22 protein-coding genes, 1 tRNA gene and 1 pseudogene are annotated in these 23,465 nt (G+C 65.4%); 5 read left to right on the top strand and 19 right to left on the bottom strand.

Features of this window, described 5'->3' with window-relative positions; translation table 11 throughout:
* Positions 1-14 precede the first annotated feature (14 nt).
* The 3 genes from CSQ99_RS02525 to CSQ99_RS02535 all read right to left on the bottom strand — a co-directional run bounded on the left by CSQ99_RS02525 (position 15) and on the right by CSQ99_RS02535 (position 1,936).
* Positions 15-731: a histidine phosphatase family protein gene (locus tag CSQ99_RS02525; RefSeq protein WP_099037467.1), complete on the bottom strand. Its 717-nt coding sequence runs from the start codon at positions 729-731 to the stop codon at positions 15-17.
* On the bottom strand, positions 728-1,558 hold the full coding sequence (locus CSQ99_RS02530; protein ID WP_099037612.1) for an undecaprenyl-diphosphate phosphatase: 831 nt from the start codon (positions 1,556-1,558) through the stop codon (positions 728-730). Before CSQ99_RS02530 ends, CSQ99_RS02525 begins: the two co-directional genes overlap by 4 nt.
* A 66-nt stretch (positions 1,559-1,624) precedes the next feature.
* Positions 1,625-1,936: a hypothetical protein gene (locus tag CSQ99_RS02535; protein ID WP_099037613.1), complete on the bottom strand. Its 312-nt coding sequence runs from the start codon at positions 1,934-1,936 to the stop codon at positions 1,625-1,627.
* Between the two features lie 131 nt (positions 1,937-2,067).
* On the opposite strand from CSQ99_RS02535, the gene CSQ99_RS02540 reads away from it, so the two are divergent.
* Genes CSQ99_RS02540 through CSQ99_RS02550 form a run of 3 tightly spaced genes read left to right on the top strand, consistent with a single transcriptional unit; the run spans position 2,068 to position 4,428 of the window.
* Positions 2,068-3,102, top strand: a complete 1,035-nt coding sequence (locus CSQ99_RS02540; RefSeq protein ID WP_425437756.1) for a YncE family protein — start codon at positions 2,068-2,070, stop codon at positions 3,100-3,102.
* Complete coding sequence (locus tag CSQ99_RS02545) at positions 3,099-3,356, top strand: DUF5703 family protein (protein WP_425437757.1); 258 nt, start codon at positions 3,099-3,101, stop codon at positions 3,354-3,356. The genes CSQ99_RS02540 and CSQ99_RS02545 overlap by 4 nt, the downstream gene beginning before the upstream one ends.
* A 7-nt stretch (positions 3,357-3,363) precedes the next feature.
* Positions 3,364-4,428: a quinone-dependent dihydroorotate dehydrogenase gene (locus tag CSQ99_RS02550; RefSeq protein ID WP_176560848.1), complete on the top strand. Its 1,065-nt coding sequence runs from the start codon at positions 3,364-3,366 to the stop codon at positions 4,426-4,428.
* 31 nt (positions 4,429-4,459) lie between these two features.
* On the opposite strand, the pseudogene CSQ99_RS02555 reads toward CSQ99_RS02550, so the two are convergent.
* From CSQ99_RS02555 to CSQ99_RS02590, 9 genes and pseudogenes are all read right to left on the bottom strand, one after another.
* A pseudogene (locus CSQ99_RS02555) lies at positions 4,460-5,160 on the bottom strand (response regulator transcription factor).
* Positions 5,157-6,290, bottom strand: coding sequence for a sensor histidine kinase (locus CSQ99_RS02560; RefSeq protein WP_099037470.1), 1,134 nt, complete (start codon positions 6,288-6,290; stop codon positions 5,157-5,159). Before CSQ99_RS02560 ends, CSQ99_RS02555 begins: the two are co-directional and overlap by 4 nt.
* A gap of 70 nt (positions 6,291-6,360) precedes the next feature.
* Complete coding sequence (locus CSQ99_RS02565; RefSeq protein WP_099037471.1) at positions 6,361-6,909, bottom strand: hypothetical protein; 549 nt, start codon at positions 6,907-6,909, stop codon at positions 6,361-6,363.
* Complete coding sequence (locus CSQ99_RS02570) at positions 6,906-8,018, bottom strand: hypothetical protein (protein WP_099037472.1); 1,113 nt, start codon at positions 8,016-8,018, stop codon at positions 6,906-6,908. The genes CSQ99_RS02565 and CSQ99_RS02570 overlap by 4 nt, the downstream gene beginning before the upstream one ends.
* A gap of 14 nt (positions 8,019-8,032) precedes the next feature.
* Positions 8,033-8,440 (bottom strand): FixH family protein, encoded by a 408-nt coding sequence (locus CSQ99_RS02575; protein ID WP_176560838.1) that lies wholly within the window; start codon positions 8,438-8,440, stop codon positions 8,033-8,035.
* Positions 8,437-9,774 carry a hypothetical protein gene (locus CSQ99_RS02580; RefSeq protein WP_245908637.1) on the bottom strand — a complete coding sequence of 446 codons (1,338 nt, stop codon included), beginning with the start codon at positions 9,772-9,774 and terminating at the stop codon, positions 8,437-8,439. The genes CSQ99_RS02575 and CSQ99_RS02580 overlap by 4 nt, the downstream gene beginning before the upstream one ends.
* Positions 9,775-9,890: 116 nt before the next feature.
* Positions 9,891-10,052 (bottom strand): hypothetical protein, encoded by a 162-nt coding sequence (locus tag CSQ99_RS30900; RefSeq protein WP_176560839.1) that lies wholly within the window; start codon positions 10,050-10,052, stop codon positions 9,891-9,893.
* 160 nt (positions 10,053-10,212) lie between these two features.
* Positions 10,213-10,749 carry a YbhB/YbcL family Raf kinase inhibitor-like protein gene (locus CSQ99_RS02585; protein ID WP_099037475.1) on the bottom strand — a complete coding sequence of 179 codons (537 nt, stop codon included), beginning with the start codon at positions 10,747-10,749 and terminating at the stop codon, positions 10,213-10,215.
* A gap of 32 nt (positions 10,750-10,781) precedes the next feature.
* Entirely contained in the window at positions 10,782-12,125 is a 1,344-nt protein-coding gene (locus CSQ99_RS02590; protein ID WP_099037615.1) for a M20/M25/M40 family metallo-hydrolase, read from the bottom strand.
* 106 nt (positions 12,126-12,231) lie between these two features.
* On the opposite strand from CSQ99_RS02590, the gene CSQ99_RS02595 reads away from it, so the two are divergent.
* Positions 12,232-12,317, top strand: a tRNA-Leu gene (locus tag CSQ99_RS02595).
* 4 nt (positions 12,318-12,321) lie between these two features.
* Positions 12,322-12,942 (top strand): FMN-binding negative transcriptional regulator, encoded by a 621-nt coding sequence (locus CSQ99_RS02600; protein WP_099037476.1) that lies wholly within the window; start codon positions 12,322-12,324, stop codon positions 12,940-12,942.
* Between the two features lie 22 nt (positions 12,943-12,964).
* On the opposite strand, the gene CSQ99_RS02605 is transcribed toward CSQ99_RS02600, so the two are convergent.
* The 7 genes from CSQ99_RS02605 to CSQ99_RS02635 form a co-directional block, all read right to left on the bottom strand.
* Positions 12,965-14,383: a cytochrome P450 family protein gene (locus CSQ99_RS02605; RefSeq protein ID WP_099037477.1), complete on the bottom strand. Its 1,419-nt coding sequence runs from the start codon at positions 14,381-14,383 to the stop codon at positions 12,965-12,967.
* Positions 14,384-14,610: 227 nt separating this feature from the next.
* A complete protein-coding gene (locus CSQ99_RS02610; RefSeq protein WP_099037478.1) occupies positions 14,611-18,384 on the bottom strand; it encodes a bifunctional nitrate reductase/sulfite reductase flavoprotein subunit alpha in 3,774 nt (1,257 codons plus the stop codon).
* Between the two features lie 5 nt (positions 18,385-18,389).
* Positions 18,390-19,826, bottom strand: coding sequence for a nitrate/nitrite transporter (locus CSQ99_RS02615; protein WP_099037479.1), 1,437 nt, complete (start codon positions 19,824-19,826; stop codon positions 18,390-18,392).
* Positions 19,827-19,970: 144 nt separating this feature from the next.
* A complete protein-coding gene (locus CSQ99_RS02620; RefSeq protein WP_099037480.1) occupies positions 19,971-20,363 on the bottom strand; it encodes a universal stress protein in 393 nt (130 codons plus the stop codon).
* Positions 20,360-21,901, bottom strand: a complete 1,542-nt coding sequence (locus CSQ99_RS02625) for a tripartite tricarboxylate transporter permease (protein WP_099037481.1) — start codon at positions 21,899-21,901, stop codon at positions 20,360-20,362. Before CSQ99_RS02625 ends, CSQ99_RS02620 begins: the two co-directional genes overlap by 4 nt.
* A 1-nt stretch (position 21,902) precedes the next feature.
* Positions 21,903-22,427, bottom strand: coding sequence for a tripartite tricarboxylate transporter TctB family protein (locus CSQ99_RS02630; protein ID WP_099037482.1), 525 nt, complete (start codon positions 22,425-22,427; stop codon positions 21,903-21,905).
* Complete coding sequence (locus CSQ99_RS02635; protein ID WP_099037483.1) at positions 22,424-23,383, bottom strand: Bug family tripartite tricarboxylate transporter substrate binding protein; 960 nt, start codon at positions 23,381-23,383, stop codon at positions 22,424-22,426. Before CSQ99_RS02635 ends, CSQ99_RS02630 begins: the two co-directional genes overlap by 4 nt.
* Positions 23,384-23,465 lie beyond the last annotated feature (82 nt).

Genomic DNA, 23,465 nt, shown 5'->3' on the forward strand with positions numbered 1-23,465 from the left:
CGGGTCCGCACCGGCTAGTCGGTCGAGCCACCAACGACCGCGTCCTCGGGTGGCACGCCACCGTCCTTCGACGCGTCCTGGGCCGCGTCTTTCGCCGGTTTTGCGAGCAGACCGGCGGTCAATTGATCGCCGGTGTGGTTGACGTGGATGACGAACGGGCGCACGGCCGTGTAACGGATCACACTCATGGACGCGGGATCGGCGGTGATGCGCTGAAAACTATCGAGATGCGTTCCCAGCGCGTCGGCCACGATCGCCTTGATCACGTCGCCGTGGGTGCATGCGATCCATAGGACATCGCCGTTGTGCTGTTCGGCCAGCAGGCGGTCGTGCTCCCGGACCGCGCCAACCGCGCGTGCCTGAACTGCGGCAAGCCCTTCCCCTTCCGGAAACACCGCCGCGCTTGGCTGCTGTTGCACAACCGCCCACAGCGGCTCTTTGACCAGATCGCCGATCTTGCGGCCCGTCCATGAGCCGTAGTCGACCTCGGAGATGCGCTCGTCTACAACGGGGTCCAGACCCAACGCGGCGGCCAAGGGACCCACCGTGCGTTCGCACCGCAGCAGTGGCGATCGGACAATCGCGCGGATCGGAAGTGTCCCGACGCGCCCCACCAGCCCCCGGGCCTGTTCCTGCCCCTTGTCGTCCAGGTCGACGCCCTCGCTACGCCCGGCCAGCGTGTGGGCGGTGTTCGACGTCGATCGACCGTGGCGCAACAGGATGACCGTCATACCGCCGACACCACCCCGGCGCCGAGCAGGATCAGCACGACGGTGCCGAGCAGGACGCGGTAGCCGACGAACCAGTACATGCTGTGCCGCACCAGAAACCGTAGGAACCATGCGACGGCGGCGAATCCGACGACGAAGGCGATCAGTGTCGCCACCAGCAACTGTGGACCGGTAGCGCTCATCCCCTCGCCAACCGGATGAAATGCGTCGGGCAGTGAGAACAACCCCGATGCGAATACCGCCGGGATGGCGAGCAGGAAGCCGAACCGCGCGGCGAGTTCACGGTCCATCCCGAGAAACAGCCCGGCGCTGATTGTCGCGCCGGATCTCGAAACACCGGGTACCAGAGCCAGGCACTGTGCAAGGCCGACGATGATGCTGTCCTTCCAGGTGAGCTGTTCGACTCGGCGTACCTGGCGGCCGTAGTACTCCGCCGCGGCAATGACCGCCGAGAACACGATCAACGCGGTCGCGATCAACCATAGATTGCGTGCGCCGGTTCGGATTTCGTCCTTGAACAGCAGGCCCAACACGCCGATCGGGATAGTGCCGATGATGACCCACCAGCCCAGCCAGTAATCGGCGCTACGGTGCGCGGCGACGAATAGTCCGTTGAACCACGCCTTGAGGATGCGGCCGATGTCACGCGCGAAGTAGACGAGCACCGCCACCTCGGTGCCAAGCTGGGTGACAGCGGTGAACGATGCGCCCGCGTCCTGGGTGAAGAAGACACGCGATGCGATCGCCAGGTGTCCCGAGGACGACACCGGCAGGAATTCGGTCAAGCCCTGCAGTACCGCGAGAACGATCACCTGGACCCACGACATCGCGGCCACGTCCGTCACGACGACGACCGTACCTTCGGGGCGGCGAGAACTGCGTCAGCGGCGGTGTCAGCGGCTCGGTCGAGCCACCGGCTGGGCTGCCGCCACTGCATCGCGCACGGCCGCGGCCAGGCTCCGCTGGTCGGAGAGGTCGATGTCGATCAACTTTCGGGTGCTGGCTGCGACGACGTCCTCGCTCTGCGGGACCGGTCCGGTCAGTCGCGGGCGGTAGACCTCGACGATCAGCGACTGCCGTTCGACATGAAACGAAAAGCTTCGGCCGTCGCCGACCTGGCCAAACCCGCTAGCGTGTACACCAGTCGAAATATCCTCGATAGCAAACTCTCGGTCATCCAGTTCCCGGTCTGCGGCAAGGGTCATGTAATTGACCATAACTCTACTCATGCCGATCGCACAGGGAGGCGCAACCTTTTGCATGCAAAAGGTTGATGCGCCGTCTGCCTACACTGCAGGTCAACAGAGGTTCAATCCGCACGTCCGAGAGCTACCCCTTGCCGATTCGCATAAACAGTCAAGATCACGTATTTCGTTTATTGGCTATCGGGCTGGCAATTGTCGGACTTTCGGGGTGCACATCGAACTCGGTTGATGCGCCCCCGCCGACGATCGTGCCTGCTGAGGCGGCGTTATCACCTCCATCGGCGGGCGCACCGGATGGATCGGTGCGGCCACTGGCGGACCGTGCGCAGGCCGCCGTGTTCGACGCCGATACCGAGTCGTTGGCCGTACTCAGCCCACAGCCCGCCGATCAATCGATGATCACGACTTTTGCCAAGGGCGGCGAGACCCGGAGCGTGGCGTTACCCGGGCCGGCAACGGCGATGACAGGCGATGACGAGGGCCGGGTGTATGTGTCGACCCGCGGCGGCTACTTCCGGGTCGATCTCGCCGGGGGCACCGCGACCCTAGTCGACGTCGACGGTCAGAACGAGACCGACTTCACTGCGATCGCGCGGCGAGCGGACGGCAGGCTGGTGCTGGGTAGCGCCGACGGCACCGTGTTCACTCTCAGTTCGGATACCGAGGTCGGCGCACAGCTGAAGATCTTCGCCCGGGTCGATGACCTTGTCACGCAAGGCAATACCACCGTGGTGCTGGACCGTGCACAGACATCGGTGACCGCACTCGACGAGGACGGCACCGACGCCGACCACGCACTGCGCGCCGGCGCGGGGGCCACCACGATGGCCGCCGACGAGGCGGGCCGGGTGTTGGTCGCCGACACGCGCGGTGGTCAGTTGCTCGTGTACGGCATGGACCCGCTGATCCTTCGCCAGGCGTACCCGGTGCGCGACGCACCGTACGGACTGGCCGGATCGTCGACGCTGGCGTGGGTGTCGCAGACTGCCTCGAACTCCGTGGTTGGTTACGATCTGTCCACCGGCATCCCCGTCGAGAAGGTGCGCTATCGAACCGTGCAGCAGCCGAACTCTCTCGTCTACGACGAACCCTCCGGCACCCTGTATGTGGTGTCGGGCTCAGGAGCGGGTGTCCAGGTGATCCCCGGCGCGGCGGTGGGCTCGTGACGACGATGCAGCTCGGCCGAATGCCGGAAGGTTGGGATAAGGATCTCTCCGACGATTACGAGTGGATTCCGTTACGGCTGCCGCCCGATCTGACCCGGATCAACGCCTCGACGCGGTTGTCCATCGAGGCCGAATACCGCGGATGGGAGCTGACCCGCGTGCGGCTGTACACCGACGGCTCACGGCGGGTGCTGCTGCGCCGCAAGAAATCCGCGATCCGAGGGGCGGCTATTCCGGAGCAGCCCGCCCTGTGAGCTCGTGATCTACCGCGCGCTGCAGCGGGTGCTGTTCCTGTTCGCGCCCGAGCGCATCCACACCTGGGTGTTCGCGTTGCTGCGGGGCGCCACCGCCGCCGCCGTCACACGCCGTCCGCTGGCACGGTGGCTGGCACCGCGCGATCCGGTGCTGGGCAGCACGGTCTTCGGCGTGAATTTCGCCGCTCCGCTGGGCCTGGCGGCCGGATTCGACAAGGACGGCCGAGGGCTGAAGACGTGGGGCGCGCTGGGGTTCGGGTATGCCGAGGTCGGCACGGTGACCGCAGTGGCGCAGCCGGGCAACCCGCAACCGCGAATGTTCCGGCTGCCCGACGATCGGGCCCTGCTCAACCGGATGGGATTCAACAATCACGGGGCGGGTGAGCTGGCCATCAAGCTGGCACGCCACACCGCCGACGTGCCGATCGGCGTCAACATCGGCAAGACCAAGACCACCCCGGCCGAGTCCGCGGTCGACGACTACGCCGAAAGCGCGCGGCTACTCGGGCCGCTTGCGGCGTTCGTGGTGGTCAACGTCAGCTCGCCGAACACGCCGGGACTACGTAATCTGCAAGCCGTCGAATCGCTGCGCCCCATCCTGGCCGCGGTACGCGCAGAGACATCGACTCCCGTGCTGGTGAAGATCGCACCCGATCTCCTGGACGAGGAAATCGACCAGATCGCCGATCTTGCAGTCGAATTGGGGCTGGCGGGCATCGTCGCGACGAACACGACGGTGTCCCGAGACGGGCTGGCCACACCCGGGGTCGACGAGCTGGGTGCGGGCGGCATCTCCGGGGCGCCGGTCGCCAAGCGGTCCGCTGAGGTGTTGCGCAGGCTGTACCGGCGCGTCGGCGACCGGCTGGTGCTGATCAGCGTCGGAGGTATCGAAACCGCCGACGACGCATGGGACCGCATCATCTCTGGCGCCTCATTGCTTCAGGGCTATACCGGATTCATCTACGGCGGCGGACTTTGGGCCAAGCGGATCCATGACGGCCTGGCCCACCGCTTGCGCGACGGAGGTTTCACGTCCCTGGCCGACGCCGTCGGCTCGGCCGTACACGACTAATGGATGTCGATCGCCGCGACGCTCGCCTTATTTACTCGCCGGGGCTGACGAGTCCGGTCTCGTATCCGATGATCACGAGCTGGGCGCGGTCGCGCGCGTTCAGCTTGCCGAGGATGCGACTGACGTGCGTCTTCGCCGTGAGCGGCGACATGTAGAGCGACTCGCCGATCTCGGAGTTGGTCTTGCCACGTGCGACCTCGGCGAGCACTTCGCGCTCCCGCTCGCTCAAGACATCGAGGGGACCCGTGTCTCCCGGACGGCTGATCGGTCGGCGAACGAGGTCGGCGACCAAGCGCTTGGTCATCGCCGGTGAGATGAGGACGTCACCGTCGGCGGCCGCAGCGATCGCCTCGAGCAGGAGTCGCGGCGGGGTGTCCTTCAGCAGAAAACCGGAGGCGCCGACTCTGAGCGCGTCGTAGACGTACTCATCGAGCGCGAAGGTGGGAGCACAAGCACCTTGGTGGCGCTGAGCCGTTCGTCGCCGCAGATCGCTCGGGTCGCGTCGAGCCCGTCCATGCGAGGCATGCGGATGTCCATCAGCACGACGTCGGGGCGTGTCCGCCAGGTCTCGGCGATCGCCTGCGCGCCGTCGCCGGCCTCACCGACGACCTCGATTCCGGGTTCGTTGGCGAGCAGTGCTGCGAACCCGCGACGCACCAACTCCTGGTCGTCGACGAGCAGGACGCGGATGTCGCGCCTGGCCACCGCCGGCGCGTCGAGCCCAGCGGTCATGTTCCCCACCCGCCCGGCAGTTGGTAGGGCACGAACGCGCGCACCGTGAACCCGCCGTCGTCGGTGGGTTCGGCGTGGACGGTGCCCCCGAGGAGCTCCGCTCGCTCGCGGACCGCGACCAGGCCGATGCCGGTGCCGGGCGCCGCAACGCGTGCGGTGGCCGGGGCGTCGTTCGACACGGTGACGTGCACGCCGCCGTCCGCGTGCCGGAGCCGGACGATTGCGGGGACCTCGCCGGCGTGGCGGGCGACGTTGACAAGGCACTCGTGCACGATTCGGTGCACTGTCACCACGGTGCTCTCCGCCACGTTCGCAGGATAATGACCATCCTCGACCACCTCGACTTCCCTCGAGTGCCCGGCGGCAGCGACGACGACGTCGCTGATGGTGGTGGTGGCCGTCGGTACCGGGCGAAGCGGGACCGACTCGTCTGACCGCAGGAGCCCGAGGAGGGATCTCAGCTCGTCGAGCGATCGTCTGCCTGCGTCGTTGATCTCGACGAGCGCGGAGTGAGCGGCGGCCGGATCGCGCTCGAAAACGTGGGCGGCGATGCCGGACTGCACGGTGATTGCCGACAGCGAATGGGCGACGACGTCGTGCAGGTCGTACGCGATGCGAAGGCGTTCCGCCTGGAGCCGTTCGGCGACCTGGCGTTCCACTGCGTCGGCTCGACGCCGCAGGTTGGAGCGACGGGCGTCGGCGGCGGCGATCGCGAGCAGGAGAACGGCTGCGTCGGCGGCCCATTCGAACCAGAACGGGTCACTACCGACCTGCGCCCCGAAGCCTGCGACGACGATCGCGACGAGCGATCCGAACCAGATCGCGGAGCGATCGTCGCTGCGGCGCACGAGACGGAACAGCGCCACGGCGAGCAGCGGCCGCAGCGCGACCGGGCTGGAGGTCCACGCGAGGGTGGCGATGTCCAGCACACCGATCGCCACGACGGTGGCCCGACCGAACCGACCGGCGACGACGAGCAGCACTGCGGCGACGGCCGCGATCGCGATGCCTGCGAGTTGCCTTCCGGCCACGACGTCCGGATCGATGAACAACAGGCCGATCGACACCGCCAACGCGGCGACGATCGCAGCGAGATCGGCGCGAGAGGTGCGGCGATCGGCGTGCGTCACGGATCCATCATCGTCGCTACCGGTGGCGGTCGCGTACTCCGGCGGGAGGTCTCTGCACTGAGATGAGCCACTAGGAATTCGTGTCGACGTTCCTGCGCGGGCCGGTGCGTATCCAGACCACCGCGAAGAACACCATCGCCAGCACCAGCGGGGTGAGTCCGACGAGCCAGCTCAGCGCTAGTGGGGGTCCTGGCTGGTTGAGCACGTCGACGGCCAGGTCGCCGGTGCCTTCGCCCTGCGGTCCGTCGATCGTGAACCTCAGCGTCCACGTCCCCGAGGAACTGAGCGACTCCACGTCAAGGCCCCACACTTCGCGGTTGCGGGGATGCCGGGACAGGCGATCCGCGTCCTCCCGGCCATCGGGAGCGATCGCCGTGATGGTGCCGGACTTGCCCGTGATTCCGCCGTCCGGTTCGAACGTGAAATCCAACGACTGCATGGCGCGCAGCGGCCACACGGTGAACCCGACTGTCACCGGGTAGGGGCCCACTTGGACGTGCTCGGTGTGCACGACGTAGTCCAGCGGATCGGCGGTCGCGGCCGGTGCCACGCCGATCGACAGCGCGGCGACGGCGCACAGCATCGCGATCATCGCTCGCAACCTGTTGTGGATGGTCATGCCGTGCCACCGACGGTCACACTGACGGCAGGTGTCGCGTTCGATGCACGCAGTGCCTGGCCGAGTCGCCACGTCGCGCCGCCGAGCACCCCCGCGAGCAGCCCCCCGGCGACGCACGTCAGCAGGATGCTGCCCGCGTGTCCGCCGCCGTCCTCACCACCCAGGTCGACGCCCCCGGATCCCATTGAGCTGAGCAGCCAGGTGATCGCGATCACACCTGCCGCGCCGGAACCGGCCAGCAGCCAGGCGCTCGCGCCTTTCCACCGCAGCAGGAGCTCGACGACGACGCCGAACACGAAAACGATGGCTGGGATCAGCACCATGTCGATGGGGAAGCTCAACTCGACGAAGTCGCGAAGCGCCAAGTGCTGTAGGTCGGCGTACCAGCCGACCGCCCAGCTGGCGAACGACCACGTCGCCAGGTTCAGCACCAGTGTGAGAAGGCCGGTGCCGATGGCGCCGCCGCGCGGCACGACTTGAGATCCGAGCAGCACGCAGACGAGCGGAATGGCCAGCCAGGTCAGGGTGGGCCAGTCGATGGTCGCGCTCAGGTTGAGGTCTGCCAGCGCGCCGCTTTGGATCGAGGCGTACTGCCCGAACGCCGCAATCGCGACCATGAACCCCCAACGGCCCCAGCGATGTTCGCGGGCCGCTGCGAAGACGATCGCGGTGCCGATCATGGTGACACAGATCGACGTCAGCCAACCTTGGTGTGGCGGCGACGCGACGGTCACGTCGAATCCGTACAGGCCGTGCCACCACTCGTCGTACAGCCCGTACAGCAGGAACGAGGCCGCGGCGATACCGGCGACCAGATAGCCGATCGGTGCGGCGAATACGCCGAGTACCTTGAACGCGCGACCGCCGACGGTCGGATCGGGATCCTGGCCATTGCGCTGTGCGGCGGTGGCCCGCAACACCATCACCAAGCTGGTCAACCCGGCGATCGCGCCGCCGGCGTAGATGAACAGATGCGGCAGCGTGAAGAAGCTGTCCGGCCCGACGTCAAGGTGCCAGTCGATGTCCCAGGTCAACCCCGACAGCGAGATCAGGGTGCCAGCGAGCATGACAAACGCCGGTAACTTGCCGCGCGAATTCGCACTCGTCATGGCGGTGTGCCTTTCTAGCCGTTGGTGGTGACGCTCAGAACTGCTTCGTGCACTTGGCCGCTGGCGGCGATGCGGACCGTGATGTCCCATTGCCCGGCCATGGACAGATCCACGTCGGCGCGGTACCGGCCGTCGCCTTGTGCCACGGCGGCCACAGGTGTTGTGGCATGGCCCATTTGGGGCATCGCTGGTTCGAAGGTGACTGAGTCCGGTGTGGGGAGCTGGCCCCCGTTGTCGGTTATCTCGACGGTGAGCGGACTGATTCCGACCTCCGGCGGCTCGCCGGTCAGCTGCACACGGTACGGTCCTGCCGTCGCGGTGGCCACGCTGTCGGCCATCGATTTCGGCCACAGCAGCCAGATTCCGGCGCCGACGATGGCGGCGGCGATAGCGGCAATGATGACGAGGCGCTGGCGACTCATGGTTGGCGGACCTCGACTTCGGTTGGCGCGGTGAGGATGGCGTAGTCGCGTTCGGTCTGCACCCATACCTTGTAGCGGCCGGGCAGGGCGAACGAGTAGGTGAAATCGATTTCGGGTCCGTACCGGGCAACCGATTCGTCGGGTTGGCCGCCTGCGGCACCGGGTGCCGGCGGCACCATGGCATGCGCATGCGACCAGACCGGTGCTGTCAGTGCGTGTTTGCCGACGTCGGGGCCGTCGGGTAGTGGTCCGACGACCATCATGTGTCCGACCATCCCGAGCCACGGCTGCAGATCGGGGGTGTCCCCGAACCTGGCCCGGATGGTGCTCGGGCTGCCCGCTGGCGCGACCGTCGCGGTGATTTCGCCCTGCGAGGGTGGCGCCGCGGTCGGTGGTGTGGCAAGCGATTGCCCGTCGACCGAGCCGCGTAGCAGTTGCACCCCGCCACCGCGCCTGGCGATTTCGGCGGTCATCGCGTAAGTCCCGCGTTCGGTGGTGTCGAACTTCGCCTCGTACCGTCCCGGCGCGACACGGACAGGATGCAGGTGCGACATGGTGCCCGCAGGTGAGACGACGATGAGATGGATCAGCGCGCCGTGGTGGATCAGCAAGTCGTCGGCGGGTCGCCCGGTGGAGGAGTCGGTGAGGTTCAAACGCAGCGTGGACTGGCCAGCGGACACCGCCATGTTCACCGGCGGCCGCGAATAGTCGACCGGATTCAGCGAATTGGCCGCAACGCGCGCGTAAGGATCACGGATGTTCTCGAGGGTGGGGTCAAGGTCCTGGCCGGGCTGCGGGGGCGGCGGTGAGTACGCCGACAGCGTCGCGCCGGTGACAGCCACCGTCAGCGCGATGATCATGCCGGTCGCCGGGACTAGCGCCACCCAGCTGCGGCGCGCGCGCAACGCCGCTGCCAGTGAGACGATCAGCAGTGCGCCCGCGGTGAAGAAGCCGTAGTCACTGGCTTTCTTCCACGGCGGAATCACCTGCGCGGGAACCAGAAACGGGATCCGTGCCGCGGTGTGGCCGTCGTCGACGATCAGTTCCCACGGTCCGGCCCTGTCGACGTTCAGTGTCGCCGAATACATGCCGGGCGTGCCGAGCTTCACCTGCCCGCTGCTGGTAGTGGCTCCCGGTGCCGACGCGGTGAGTTGCAGTGTGCCTGGAGCGTCGCCGCGATGTGTGACGACGTCGATGTGCAGAGGCCCAAGGACCGGGCCGACTCGCCGGATCGTGATCGTCAATTCGCGACCGCCGAGCGACTGGGCGACGTGCACGTCTGCGTCCGATCCGATGCCGTCGGCCCGTGCCGCAGGCGCGCCAACCAAGGTCATGACCGCCAGCATGCCGCCCAAAAATGCCAGTGCCGCGGGGGATGAACCCCCACGCTGTCGCGCAGTTGTTGCGCAGCTCACCACGCCTACCAAGGTCAGGACCACCAGCATGCCGCTCAAAAAGGCCGGTCAGCGGTGTTGGGATCGTGCGTGAGCGTCGCCACGAGATTTGACGCCTGGAACACGAACCCGCGCCCCGAGGTCAGTTGATCCAATCCGGCGGCGCGGTCGAGCGCGACGATAGCTGACAGCACGCTCCCGGACTGCTGATCGACCACTCTGGAATATGGATGTGGGGACACGAGACCTCCGATGAGTCCTTGGTATCCACCACGATGACGGCGGCCGCTGGAGGCTGCATCCACCCACAGGAGGTGATGCGTACTCGCACGGGAGTACATCGCCGTCCGCGAGTGCGCAACACTGAGCCGTGCGCGACTATTTCTGCTCGTAGGTCCCGGTGATGATGGCCCGCGCGATCGCGTTGCCGAAAAGGTTGAAGCCCAGATAGGCCGGGGTGGCTTCCGCGGGCAGGTCGAGCTTCTCCACACCGACGGCGTGCACGGCGATGATGTAACGGTGCACACCGTGCCCCGCGGGCGGTGCGGCGCCGATGAAGCGCTTGAGGCCGGCGTCATTGGCCAAAGTGAGTGCGTCGCCGGGAAATCCGCTGGTGCTTCCGTCGCCCACGCCGGCGGGCAGGTCGGTGACGGTGGCGGGCAGGTTGGCCACAGCCCAATGCCAGAAGCCCGAGGCCGTCGGCGCGTCGGGGTCGTACATGGTCACCGCAAAACTGCGCGTCGCCTCGGGGAATCCCGACCACGACAGCTGCGGGGATACATCGGAGCCGCCTGCGCCCATGATGCCGCTGACTTGGTCGTTACCGAACGCCTGACCGTCGCTGAACGTCTCGGACGTCAGGGTGAACGAAGGAAGCTCCGGCAGGAAGTCGTAGGGGTTGTAGTCAAACGCCATATCTGATCCTTTCGAGTACTCAGCAGTGCAGGTCAGCAGTGCCGAAGGAAATGTTCGAGAACCCGGGTACCAAACGTCAGTGCGTCAACGGGTACCCGTTCGTCCACGCCGTGGAACAACGCGGCGAAGTCGAGGTCCGGCGGCAGTTTCAGCGGTGCGAATCCGAAGCAGCGAATCCCCAGGCGTGCAAAGTGTTTGGCGTCGGTGCCGCCGGAAAGCATGTACGGGACCGTGCGGGCTTCGGGATCGGCGGACAGGATCGCGCCGTTCATCGCCTCCAGCAGTTCGCCGTCGAAGCTCGTCTCATACGACGGCAGTTCGGTAATCCACTCGCGGACGATGTCGGGTCCGATGACCTCGTCGACCTCGCGCTCGAAGGCGGCGAGCCGGCCCGGCAATACCCGGCAGTCGACGACGGCCTCAGCCGTCGCAGGAATGACGTTGGCTTTGTATCCCGCCTTGAGCATCGTCGGGTTGGCCGTGTCACGCAGCGTCGCGCCGACGATTCGCGCGATCGGGCCGAGCTTGGCGATGGCTCCCTCGAGATCCGGTGAGTCCACGTCGAAGGTGTACCCGGTCTCCTCGGAGACCGCGGTGAGGAACTGCTCCACCGACTCGGTCAGGATCACCGGGAACTGGTGCCTGCCGAGCTTGGCCACCGCTTCGGCGACCGCGGTGACCGCGTTGTTGTCATGAATCATCGAACCGTGGCCCGCGCGACCGCGCGCCGTCAGCCGCATCCACATCATCGCCTTCTCGGCGGTCTCGATCAGGTACAGCGTCCGCTCGCCACCGTCACGGCGCGGGATCGTCAGCGAAAAACCGCCGACCTCCCCGATCGCCTCCGTGACGCCGTCGAACAGATCGGACCGGTTGTCGACCAGCCATTTGCAGCCGTACTTGCCGCCGGCCTCCTCGTCGGAGACGAATGCGAAGACGAGGTCGCGCGGCGGAACGGTTCCGGAGCGTTTGAAGTGCCTGGCGACGGCGATCATCATCCCGACCATGTCCTTCATGTCGACCGCACCCCGGCCCCAGACATAGCCGTCCTCGACCGCGCCGGAGAACGGATGCACACTCCAGTCGGCGGCCTCGGCGGGCACCACGTCAAGGTGGCCGTGCAACATCAAGGCGCCGCGCTCTCGGTCTGCACCTTCCAGCCGCGCGAACACATTGGCGCGCCCCGGCGCCCCCGCTTCGATGTATTCGGTCGTGTAGCCGACTTCCTGCAGCTGTTCGGCCACCCAGGCGGCGCATTCAGCCTCACCCTTGGTGGTCTCGGGCTCGCCGGTGTTCGACGTATCGAAGCGGATCAGCGCGCTGACGAGATCAACCACCTCGGCTTCGGCTGCGGAGGATGCGGTCACAGTCACCATTCGTACCACCCGGTCTACCCCGGGGGCTGCCCCCCGCCCCGAGGTCGAGCCTCCTTGGTTTGGGTCCGGCCTGGGTGATCCGATAACCTAAGCTGCCTTCGAACTGGTCCGAGTGGCGGAATGGCAGACGCGCTAGCTTGAGGTGCTAGTGCCCTATTAACGGGCGTGGGGGTTCAAGTCCCCCCTCGGACACAAGATGTATATCCCGTCTTTCAACCGAATCGACGATGACGACGAGATTCGGCGCTTCGTGGCCGCGGCGCGATCGGCCGAGTTCGTCACGGTCGACCCGGATGGGACTCCCGTCGCCACCCTGCTCCCGATCATGTGGGACGGCAACGTGGTGGTTGCGCACATGGCGCGTGCCAACCCTCAGTGGAAGACCATCACCGACGGCAGCCCGGCGCTGCTGATCTGTTCGGGCGCGGAGGCCTACATCAGCCCATCGTGGTACGCCGCCAAGGCCGAGCACGGCCGGGTGGTGCCGACGTGGAACTACAGCGCAGTGCACTTGACTGGCACCGTGCGCGTGCACGAGGACCGGGACTGGCTGCGCGACGTAGTCACCCGATTGACCGGCGTGCACGAGGACGGGCGAAGTGAACCGTGGCAGCCCAGCGACGCGCCGGAGAAGTACATCGATGGACAGCTCGGCGGCATCATCGGGCTCGAGATCGCCGTCGCCCGCGTCGAGGGCAAGGCGAAGCTGAGCCAGAACCGCTCAGCGGACGACCGCCGCGGCGTGGTGGCCGCTCTCTTCGACGAGGATCGCTACGAGGCGGCCGAAGTCGCGGCCGCGATGGAACGCAATCTGTAGTACGCGCCGTTGGGCCATCGGTCTATGACAGTCGGACGAAACCGATGTCGTCGCCGATGACAGTGTTGGGACCGATCGGCAGCTGCTCTGCGTTGTCCGACACGACCTTGACGAACTCGATGCGATCACGGGCGACCTTGCGGAGCAGATCCTCAAAGGCCATCGTGGTCAGCTGTTCTCCGGGGCATCGTCGGTAACCGAAACCGAAGGGCGCGAAACCGGCGTAATCGCACACCGGTCTTGGTCGGTCCTCGATCACACCGAATACCGTGCCGAAGGCGCTGTTGCGTAACGCCGCCGTGCGTCCGTCCTTAACTGGAAAGTCAGTTGGTGTGAATGGGCAGTTGGCCAGACCCATCTGGCGAATTCGCGCTTCATCGATCTGCTGGCTCGTCGGCGCCGTCTGGTAACGGGACGGGTCGAAGTCGTCGGGGTTGGACCACTGGACCGGATCCCTGCTCGTCGACGGGTGGGGTGTGGAGATATAGCCGTGGCTTTCGAATGCCGGTGGGCGCGTCGGCTCGAGTGCCGAGATGCTTCCACCGTTCGGCGAGATCGTGCGGAACAACTCCATGACCAACCGTTCCAGGGGCGGGAACGCAGAGCCGTCCGGCTTGTCGTACTCCCCCGCCATTGTCTTGGTGAACCAGTCCTTTGCCTGGGGGTCGCCTCCCTCCCGGCCAAGGTTCGACATCACGTTGTAGAGGCTGTTGCCCCACTGACTGAATGCCACGAAGTTGTGGAAGCACTCGAACACGACATCCTGGTGGTTGAAATACTCGCTTTCCTCGCCGTTCCTGAGCCAATACCAGGCGAACGTCTTCTCGGGTTCGGCGGTCTTGCCGGATCCGATGTCCGCCAGCCGATCGTCGATCCACGACTTCAGAAAGGTGAGCCGTTCCCTGACGGCCATGTAGTTGTCGTAAACGATCTTCTGAGTTGGATCCCGATGGGCCAGTACCGCATTGAAGCTGGCGCCGATCTCACGCACCTGAGCGGGGATCTCGACGCCACGCACACCCAGATGCAGGTCCCAGTATAGGTCCCAGAACGTGTCCAGATAGATTCTCATCAAAGGCGTTTCGCTGTTCTGCTGACTCATCAGTTCATCCCAGAAACGGACCACCTTGCCCTTGTACATGCGGTCATACAGGTCGGGCGTGACTGCCGACATATAGATCCGTTTGCGGCGGTTGTCCGGTCCACGAAGCTCGAGCCCCTGAAGGAAGACGGTGACACCCTTTTCGGGGTCCGGTCCCCACTTTTCGCTGAGCAAGCCCCACAGATCGGACGGCAGCGCATTTTCCTTCGTCAGCGCAACGTCGATCATCGGCAGCACGGGACGTTGTCCATCGAAGAAGCTGTTCTGCAGAAACGGCGCGATCGCGTTCTCCACATAGTCGGCGTCGAAGTCCGGATACTCTTCGCGCAACCGAGCCACGTCACCTGTTGCAGTGCTTTCCGCGCCGGATTGTTTTTTCCGGGGATGTTGAGCACCCTGCCACCGACTGCGCAGACACTGCGACAACAGCACCGGCCCCACCGGCGAGAAATACGCGTCGTCTCATGAATTCCCCCATTTATCCAGAAAGCGAAGCTCTGCTAAATGGGAACGTACTCCGATCCATGGGCCCGTAAGCTCGATCGGGCGATACACCGATTGGGACCTCAGTACACGTCGCGGACATAGCGTTTCGCGGCGACGAGTTCGCGCTTGAACTCGCGGGCCCGCTCTTGCGACATCCGTCCGTGCTTTTCGATGATCGTCGTCAGCGCCACATCGACGTCGCGCGCCATCCGGGTGGCGTCACCGCAGACGTAGAAGTGCCCGCCGTCGTCGAGCCAGCGCCACACGTCGGCACCGCGATCGAGCATCTTGTGCTGTACATAGACCCGGTCGGCCTGGTCACGGCTGAACGCCAGGTCGAGCCGGCTGAGGAAGCCGTCGCGGGCCATGTTCTCCAAATCGTCTCGGTAATAAAAGTTTTCGATGCGATGCTGGTCGCCGAAGAACAACCAGTTGCGGCCAGCGTGACCGAGCGCCCGCCGCTCCTGCAGAAAGCCACGGAATGGTGCAATGCCCGTCCCTGGGCCCACCATGATCATCGGTGCATCGCTGTCGTCGGGGGGGCGGAAGTGTGGTGAGCGTTGCAGGAATACCGGGGCCGACGCCGCGCGATCGGCAAGGAATGTCGAGCACACTCCGCCACGCTGCCTACCTTCGGCACCCCCGTAGCGCACCACCGAGACCGTGAGCTGTATCTCGTGCGGACTGACCAGCGGGCTCGACGAGATCGAGTAACTGCGCGGCGTCAACCGCACCAGGACTTCGAGCCACTGGTCGGGGTCGGCGTGGACGACGAACTCCTGGACGAGATCGAGTCCGTTGCGTCCGATGAGCCACTTGTCCAACTTGTCCTGCCTGCCTCTGCGAGCGCGCAGCCCCTTCGAATCGCGACTGTTCTCGGCGATGAAGCGCAACAGGTCGGGCGTCACGCGGCAGAAGTCGTAGCGTGACGTCAAGGCGTCGCGCATGGTCTGCTCGGTGCCGTCGACCACGACGACGTGCTCACCGCGCATACCGGTGGCCGCCAGCCACGCGTCGACGGCTGCCGGGTCGTTCGTGGGGAACACTCCGAGTGAGTCGCCTGCGGCGTAGGTGACGTCGAATTCGGAGATGTCAAACCCGAACTGGCGAACCTCTTTTCGTGATGATGGTGCGGTCAGCACGGTGTTTCTGGAAAGCGGCGCCACGATCGGATGCGTGCGGGTGAACGGCTCCGCAACGGTGACAGGCGTCGAGCACACCGCGCGGCCCAGCAGGCCGGCGACCAGGTCCACCCATCGGCCCATACGTTCGTCATCGTGAGCCTCGCAGTCGACGCGCCCGAGAAGCCGCGTCGCGCCGAGTGCGGCCAGCCTGGCGTCGACGGACCTCGCATGGCCGCAGAAGTCGTCGTACGTGCGATCACCGATCCCGAGCACCGCGAAGCGTACCCCGGTCAGGGTGGGGGCATCCGGGGAGCTGAGCCGGTTCCAGAACTCCGCACCACTGTCTGGCGGCCCGCCGTCTCCGAACGTGCTGGTGACCACCAGCACGTCACGCGACGCAAGCTCGGCAAGGGCGAGATCGTTCATGTTCACCAGGTTCGGTGCGCCGATTGCCGCAGCCACCTTGCCTGCGAACTCCTCGGCGGTGCCGGTCTGTGACGCCCACAGCACCAGTGGTCCCTCGGTGAGGACCGGACGCGACAGCATCCTGGTCGCGCGCACGGGCGCTGCCAGCGGTCTCAGGCTGACCGCGCACGCCTTGAACTCAGGCTGCAGCGAGTCGGGGTCGACGGCGTCGTTCGTGAGCGCGTTGACCGCCAGGTACTCGCCGTCTTCGTCGGTCCAGTGGAACGGCGCAAAACACATGCCTTGGCGCACCCGATCGGAAATCACCGCGGGAAGGACCGCGCGACCGCGCCGCGTCGTGAGTTCGACGGGCTGGCCGTCGACGATGTCGAGCGCAGCGGCGTCGATAGGGTGGATCTCGACGAACGGTCCGTCGTCGAGCCTGTTGAGCGCATCAACCTTGCCGGTCTTGGTCATCGTGTGCCACTGGTGTTGCAAGCGACCGGTATTGAGCACAAACGGGTATTGGTCATCGGGCAATTCGCGCGGATCGAGGTGCGGCCTGGGGTGAAAGATGGCACGACGTGACGGGGTGGGGAACGCGAGCCGGGGGGCATGACCGCCCTCGTCGACGAAGCGGTCCTGGCTGACGCCGTCATTCAGGTAGCGGATCGGATGCCGGTCGCTCTCGTCATCGGGCGGGCACGGCCACTGCAACGACGTCTGGCGCAGTCGCGCATAGCTTGCGCCGCGAAGGTCGTATCCGGTTTTCGGGTTCGAGAAGCTGCGGATCTCTTCGAAGATCTGCTCGCTGGACTCGTAGTTGAAGTGCTTGCCGAATCCCAGATGCGCTGCGACTTGGCAGATCAACTGCCAGTCTGGTCGCGCTTCCCCGCGCGGCGGCATCGACTGCGCAAGCAGGGTGATGTTGCGTTCGGAGTTCACCATCACGGCGTCGGACTCAGCCCACAGCGTGGCGGGCAGCACGATGTCGGCGTAGCGATTGGTCGCGGTGTCGCGGTAGGTGTCCTGTGTGATGACGAGCTCGGCTGCTTCCAGCCCGGCGATCACCGTTTTGCGATTAGCCACGGTGGCAACGGGATTGGTGCAGATGATCCAACACGCCTTGATGGTTCCTTCGGCGAGCTGCCCGAACATGTCGATGGTGCCGGGTCCGACTTCGGCACGGATGGTGCCCGCGTCCAGCGCCCATTGCTGCTCGACGAACTCCCGGTCGGACGCGGAGGTGACCGAGCGCTGGCCGGGCAATCCCGGCCCCATGTAACCCATTTCGCGACCGCCCATCGCATTGGGCTGACCTGTTAGCGACATCGGACCACTGCCCGGCCTGCAGATCGCACCGGTGGCCAGGTGCAGGTTGCAGATGGCATTGGTGTTCCAGGTGCCGTGAGTGCTCTGGTTCAACCCCATCGTCCAGCAGCTCATCCACTCCCCGGCATCGGCGATCATCCGGGCGGCGGTGCGGATGTCCGCCTCAGCGAGGCCGGTGATCTGCGCGACGTGCTCGGGTGTGTACTCCGCAAGGAACGCGGGCATGGTGTCCCAGCCCTCGGTGTGCTCAGCGATGAAATCCAGGTCGATGTCGTTGTTTTCGACGAGTAGGTACAGCAGGCCGTTGAGCAGCGCGAGATCGGTGCCCGGCTTGATCTGCAGGAAGAGGTCGGCACGCTCCGCGGTGGTGGTGCGTCGGGGGTCAACGACGATCAGCTTGGCGCCGGCCTTCAGGCGGTCGGTCATCCGCAGATACAGGATCGGGTGGCAGTCGGCCATGTTCGACCCGGTGACGAAGAACAGGTCTGTGCTGTCGAAGTCGGTGTATGAGCCTGGTGGCCCGTCGGCGCCGAGCGACTGCTTGAAACCGGTTCCCGCGCTTGCCATGCACAGCCGCGAGTTCGACTCGATATGCACCGTACGCACGAAGCCTTTGGCCAACTTGGTGGCCAGATATTGTGCCTCGATGGACATCTGACCCGATACGTAGAGTGCGACGGCATCCGGTCCGTGCTCGTCGACGATGGCGCGCAGCCGCCGTCCCGCCTCGGCGACAGCGTCGTCGACAGGTACGGGCACCGGTTCCTCACCCCGGGAGCAACGCAGCAGCGCGGATGTCAACCGCCCGTCGACGGCGGCCATCATCTCGGCGTGTGTCGCACCCTTGGTGCACAACCGCCCGAAGTTGGCGGGGTGCAGCTTGTCTCCCGAGACGCGCGCGATGACGGGACGGCCGGTATCGGAGTCCGTTGTGGTGTGGACCTCGATACCGCAGCCGACTCCGCAGTAGGAGCACGCCGTCCTGGTCGTCATGGGTGTCAGGCGGGCACCGGCGCGGGACTGCGGCCAACCTGTTCGCCGGCGCCCACCCGCGCGGTCTGGACTCGCAGGAAGACCACCCAGGTGACGATTGCGCACACCACGTAGAAGCCCAGGAACACCCAGAATGCGTTGGTGGCGGACTTGGCGTCGCTGACGTACGAGGCGCGCAGCACGACGTTGATGAACACGCCACCAAGGGCGCCGATCGCACCGGCGAAACCGATCAGCGCGCCGGACATGCTGCGCGACCAGGCCGCCTTCTCGTCACGGCTCCAATCGTCGCGGCCCTGGGCCTTCGCTTCGAAGATCGACGGGATCATCTTGTACGTCGACCCGTTTCCGATACCCGACAGGATGAACAGCAAGATGAAACCGGCCACGTAGGCGATCATCTGCCCGCCGGTCGCGGGGCCCGCCATCCCGTCGTCGATCATCCCTGCTGCCACCAGAATTCCCGCGGCGAAGATCATTGCGACGAACGTGTACATGGTGACCTTGCCGCCACCGATCCGGTCGGACACCTTGCCGCCGAACGGCCGGGCGATCGAGCCCAGCAGGGGGCCGAGGAAGGCGATCTGTGCGGCGTGCAGTGATGCCTGTGCCGCGGTGTCTCCCCCGGCGAGGAAGTTGATCTGCAGCACCTGCCCGAAGGCGAACGAGAATCCGATGAACGAACCGAACGTGCCGATGTAGAGAAAGCTCATCACCCAGGAGTGGCTGAACCGCAACGCTTCTCCCATGGCACCGAGATTGGAGCGCTGGTTGCCGAGGTTGTCCATGAACAAGGCGGCGCCGAGGGCGGCCAGCGCGATCAGCACAAGATAGATGGCGCAGACGACTTCGGGTGCGGTGTTGCTGACCGTCGCGATCACGAGCAGGCCGACGAGCTGGACCACCGGAACGCCGATATTACCGCCGCCTGCGTTGAGTCCCAGCGCCCAACCCTTGAGCCGCTGCGGGTAGAAGGCGTTGATGTTCGTCATCGACGATGCGAAGTTTCCGCCGCCGAAACCGGCGAAGGCCGCGACGATCATGAACATCGTGTACGACGAGTCGGGGCGATTCATCACCCACAGCGTCAGCACCGTCGGGATGAGCAGCAGCAGCGCGCTGACGATCGTCCAGTTGCGCCCGCCGAACTTGGCCGGCGCAATGGTGTACGGGATGCGCATCGCGGCGCCGACGAGCGTGGGCACCGCGACCAGATAGAACTTGCCCGCGGCATCGATGCCGTACACGTCCTGCGGCATGAACAGCACCATCACCGACCAGATCGACCACACCGAGAAGCCGACGTGCTCGGCGAAAATGGACCAGATCAGGTTGCGCTTGGCTACATCCTTTCCCGGCGGTTCGCCGCCCTCCCACGCATCGACATCTTCGGCGTCCCAATGCTCAATCGTTCGGCTGCGGCTCAGAGTCTTCACGAGCACTAGGTTCGCGCGACGCCATTCCGCATCCGTTGCACCGTCGTGTCCGAAACGTCAACACCCGCTCACTTAGCCACCGTGTCCGCGTGCGCGGTGGACGAAACGCGCCGGAAACATAGGTGATGCAGGCCACGTCGATGGTCAACGTCAGCTTTCGTCGGGCTTGACCGCCAATACGGGTTTAGGACATTCGAGCAGCAGATGCTGCGACACGCTGCCCAGCAGCAGCTTTCCGACCGGACTGCGATGCCGGATGCCGATGACCAGCAGCTCGGCGTCGTGCCGCCCCATGGCCTTGAGCAGCTCCTCGGCGGTGTCCACCCCGACGGGCTGGGTGAGCTTGAACTCGACGCCACACTCGTTGAGGTGCCGCTCGACATCGTGCACTTCGCCGGATTGGGCGAATCGCGGGTCGGCGTAGGCCTCCCCTGATGTCGAATTGATGACCAACAGCGTGGTGCCGCGGAGTTTCGCCTCGGCGATTCCGTGTTCGAGCGCGGCACGGCCGAACGCGTCCGCGCTGTATCCGATGACGATCATGACTGAGCCGCCTTCTCCCGCTGGTCCTTGTCATCCTCGACGATCAGGAGCGTCTCCTCGCTCCGGTGCATGAGTTTGAGGATCAGTGGCATCAACAGCAGGATCACCATCAGCGCATAGACGACGATCGCGACGGGCTCGGTGAACAGGCTGGCCCAATCCCCGCCACCGAGCTGCAGGCTCTGTCGCAGTTGACGTTCGATGCGTGGTCCGAGGATCACGCCGATGATCAGCGGCAGCACCGGCAGCCCGAATCTGCGCATCATCAGGCCGAGGAGGCCGAAGATCAGAAGCAGCGCCAGGTCCAATGGCTGGACGTTCACCGCGAGTGCGCCGAGAGTGGCGAAGAACAAAATGCCCGCGTAGAGGTAGGGCCGCGGGGTGCGCAGCAGCTTGGCCCACAGTGGTGCGAGCGGCAGGTTCAGCAGCAGCAGTAGCAGGTTCCCGATGAAGAGGCTGGCGATCAGCGTCCAGATCAGCAGCGGTTCCTTCTCGAACAGCGTCGGGCCGGGCTGGATTCCGTACGAAACGAATGCGGTGAGCATCACGGCGGCGGTCGCGTTGGTCGGCAGGCCGAGCGACAGCATCGGCACGAGAGTGCCTGCGGCCGATGCATTGTTGGCGGCTTCCGGGCCGGCGACACCTTCGATCGCGCCTTTACCGAACTCCTCCTTGTGCTTGGAGAGGCGCTTCTCGGTGATGTAGGACAGGAACGTCGGCAACTCGGCGCCGCCGGCGGGCAGGGCGCCGAACGGGAAGCCGTATGCGGTGCCGCGCAGCCACGGCTTCCATGATCGCTGCCAGTCGCTCTTGCCCATCCAGGGGCGGCCGACCGGAATGATATCGGCTGGGCGGCGGCGCAGATGCGCTGCAACCCATAGCGCCTCGCCGACCGCGAAGATGGCTACCGCGATGATCACGATGTCGATGCCGTCGGACAACAGCGGAATGCCGAAGGTTGCTCGGGGCTGACCGGTGAGGAAGTCGATGCCGACGACGCCGATCGCCAAGCCCAGGAACAGCGAGATGGCGCCGCGCAGCTTCGATGACCCCAGCACTGCGGTGACTGCGACGAGTGCGAAGAGCATGATTGCCAGATATGACGGAGCACCGAGAGTGACCGCGAACCGCGAGATCGGCGGGGCGAAGGCGGCCAGCAGTGCGGTGCCGATGGTGCCCGCCACGAACGATCCGATTGCGGCCGTGGCCAATGCTTGTGCTGCTCGTCCGGCCTTGGCCATCTTGTTGCCTTCGATGGCGGTGATGACCGACGACGACTCCCCCGGTGTATTCAGCAGGATCGAGGTCGTGGAACCGCCGTACATGCCGCCGTAGAAGATGCCTGCGAACATGATGAAGGCGGCGCTGGGGCTGACGTTGTAGGTCACTGGCAGCAGCAGTGCCACTGTCATTGCGGGTCCGATGCCGGGCAGTACGCCAACTGCGGTTCCCAGCAGCACGCCGATCACGGCGTACAGCAGATTCATCGGCGTGACGGCGTTCTCGAAACCCTGGATCAGCCAGTCAAGATTTTCCATGTCAGAGAATCCCATCCAGAATGCCTGCGGGCAAAGGGATTCCAAGCCCGGAATAGAACGCATAGAAGCTGCCGACCGAGAGCACCGCACCGATGACGATGTTGCGGACGTAGTGCCGACTGCCGAGAACGGTTGCCGCGCCCCCGAACAGCAGGGCGCCGGTGATGGCCCAGCCGAGCGGCTCCACCAGCAGGATCGTGGCGACGAACAGACCGACGAGCAGGCCCACGGTGCGCCAGTCGCTTGGTGCGTCAGGATCGACGTCCTCGCCGGCGTCGGCCTCACCCACTGACCCGCGCGGGATCGCGATGGCCAACACGATGGCAAGGAGGATCAACACAACACCGATGACGACCGGAAACATCTTCGGCCCAACGGGATCGACCTTGGCGAAGCCCGGCTCGAGGCTGAGCGCGTCATAGATCACGAATGCGCCGACTGCGACGAGCACGGCGCAGACGAGGTACTGCGCGGTGTCCGTTCGCTTTTCGGGCGTGGACGTCACGGCATCGTCTGTCGTCGTCATAGCAGCCCCAACTCGGTCAGGGTCGTCGAGACCCGGTTGTCTTGTTCAACGAGAAACTCCTCAAACGCTTCGCCGGTCATGAACGCGTCGGTCCAGCCGTTTTTCACAATCGCGTCCTTCCATCCCTGGGTACTGTGGAGGTCCTCGAGCACCTTGATCATCGATTCCCTGGCGTCATCGGAAATGCCGGGCGGTGCAAGGACTCCGCGCCAGTTGGCGAATGTCATGTCGATTCCGGACTCCTTGAGCGTCGGAGCGTCGACACCTTCGACACGCTCGTCGCTGGACACCGCGAGCACGCGCAATTGGCCGGCCTCGATCTGATCGATGAGCTCGCCGGGGCTCGACGTGCCGACGGTGATCTTCTTGCCGAGTAGCGCGGTCAGCAGATCTCCGCCGCCGTCGTACGTGACGAAGTTGACTGACTTCGGCTCGACGCCGACCGTTTTCGCGAGTTCCATCGGGAACAGGTGGTCAGGTCCCCCCGGCGACGAGCCGCCGCCGATCGTCACTTCGGCGGGATTGGCCTTCCAGGCGGCAACAAAGTCTTGCACGGTCTTGAAAGGTGAATCGGCGGGAACGAATATCGCTCCGGGGTCCTCGATCAACTTCGCCAGCGCCGTGGCGTCGGAAGCCTTGATCTTGGATCCGTTGGTGTAGGTGGCACCGACAACGCCCAGCCCCATGGTCATCATGAGGTCGTCGTTGCCCTTCTCATTCATCAGCCGGGCCATCGCCACAGTTCCGCCTGCGCCGAGCACGTTGAAGACCTCGATACGACCGGTGATGTCGTCGTCCTGCATGATCTTCACTGCGGTGCGGGCAGTCAGGTCGTAGCCGCCGCCCGGGCTGTTGGGCACCATCATGCGCAGCCGGTGCAGGCCGAGTTCACCGCTGTCGCGGGTGACGCCGCAGGCTGTCACCAGCAGTGCGGCGATCAGGACGATGACGAGCATCGGCCGGGTGTGCGTGCTATTCACGTCGTCCCCAATCACTTCAGTTGTGATGCTCAGCAATACTGGAACGTACAGTGACCCG

The organism is Mycobacterium neglectum (assembly GCF_002591975.1).
GTDB classification, from domain to species: Bacteria; Actinomycetota; Actinomycetes; order Mycobacteriales; family Mycobacteriaceae; genus Mycobacterium; species Mycobacterium neglectum.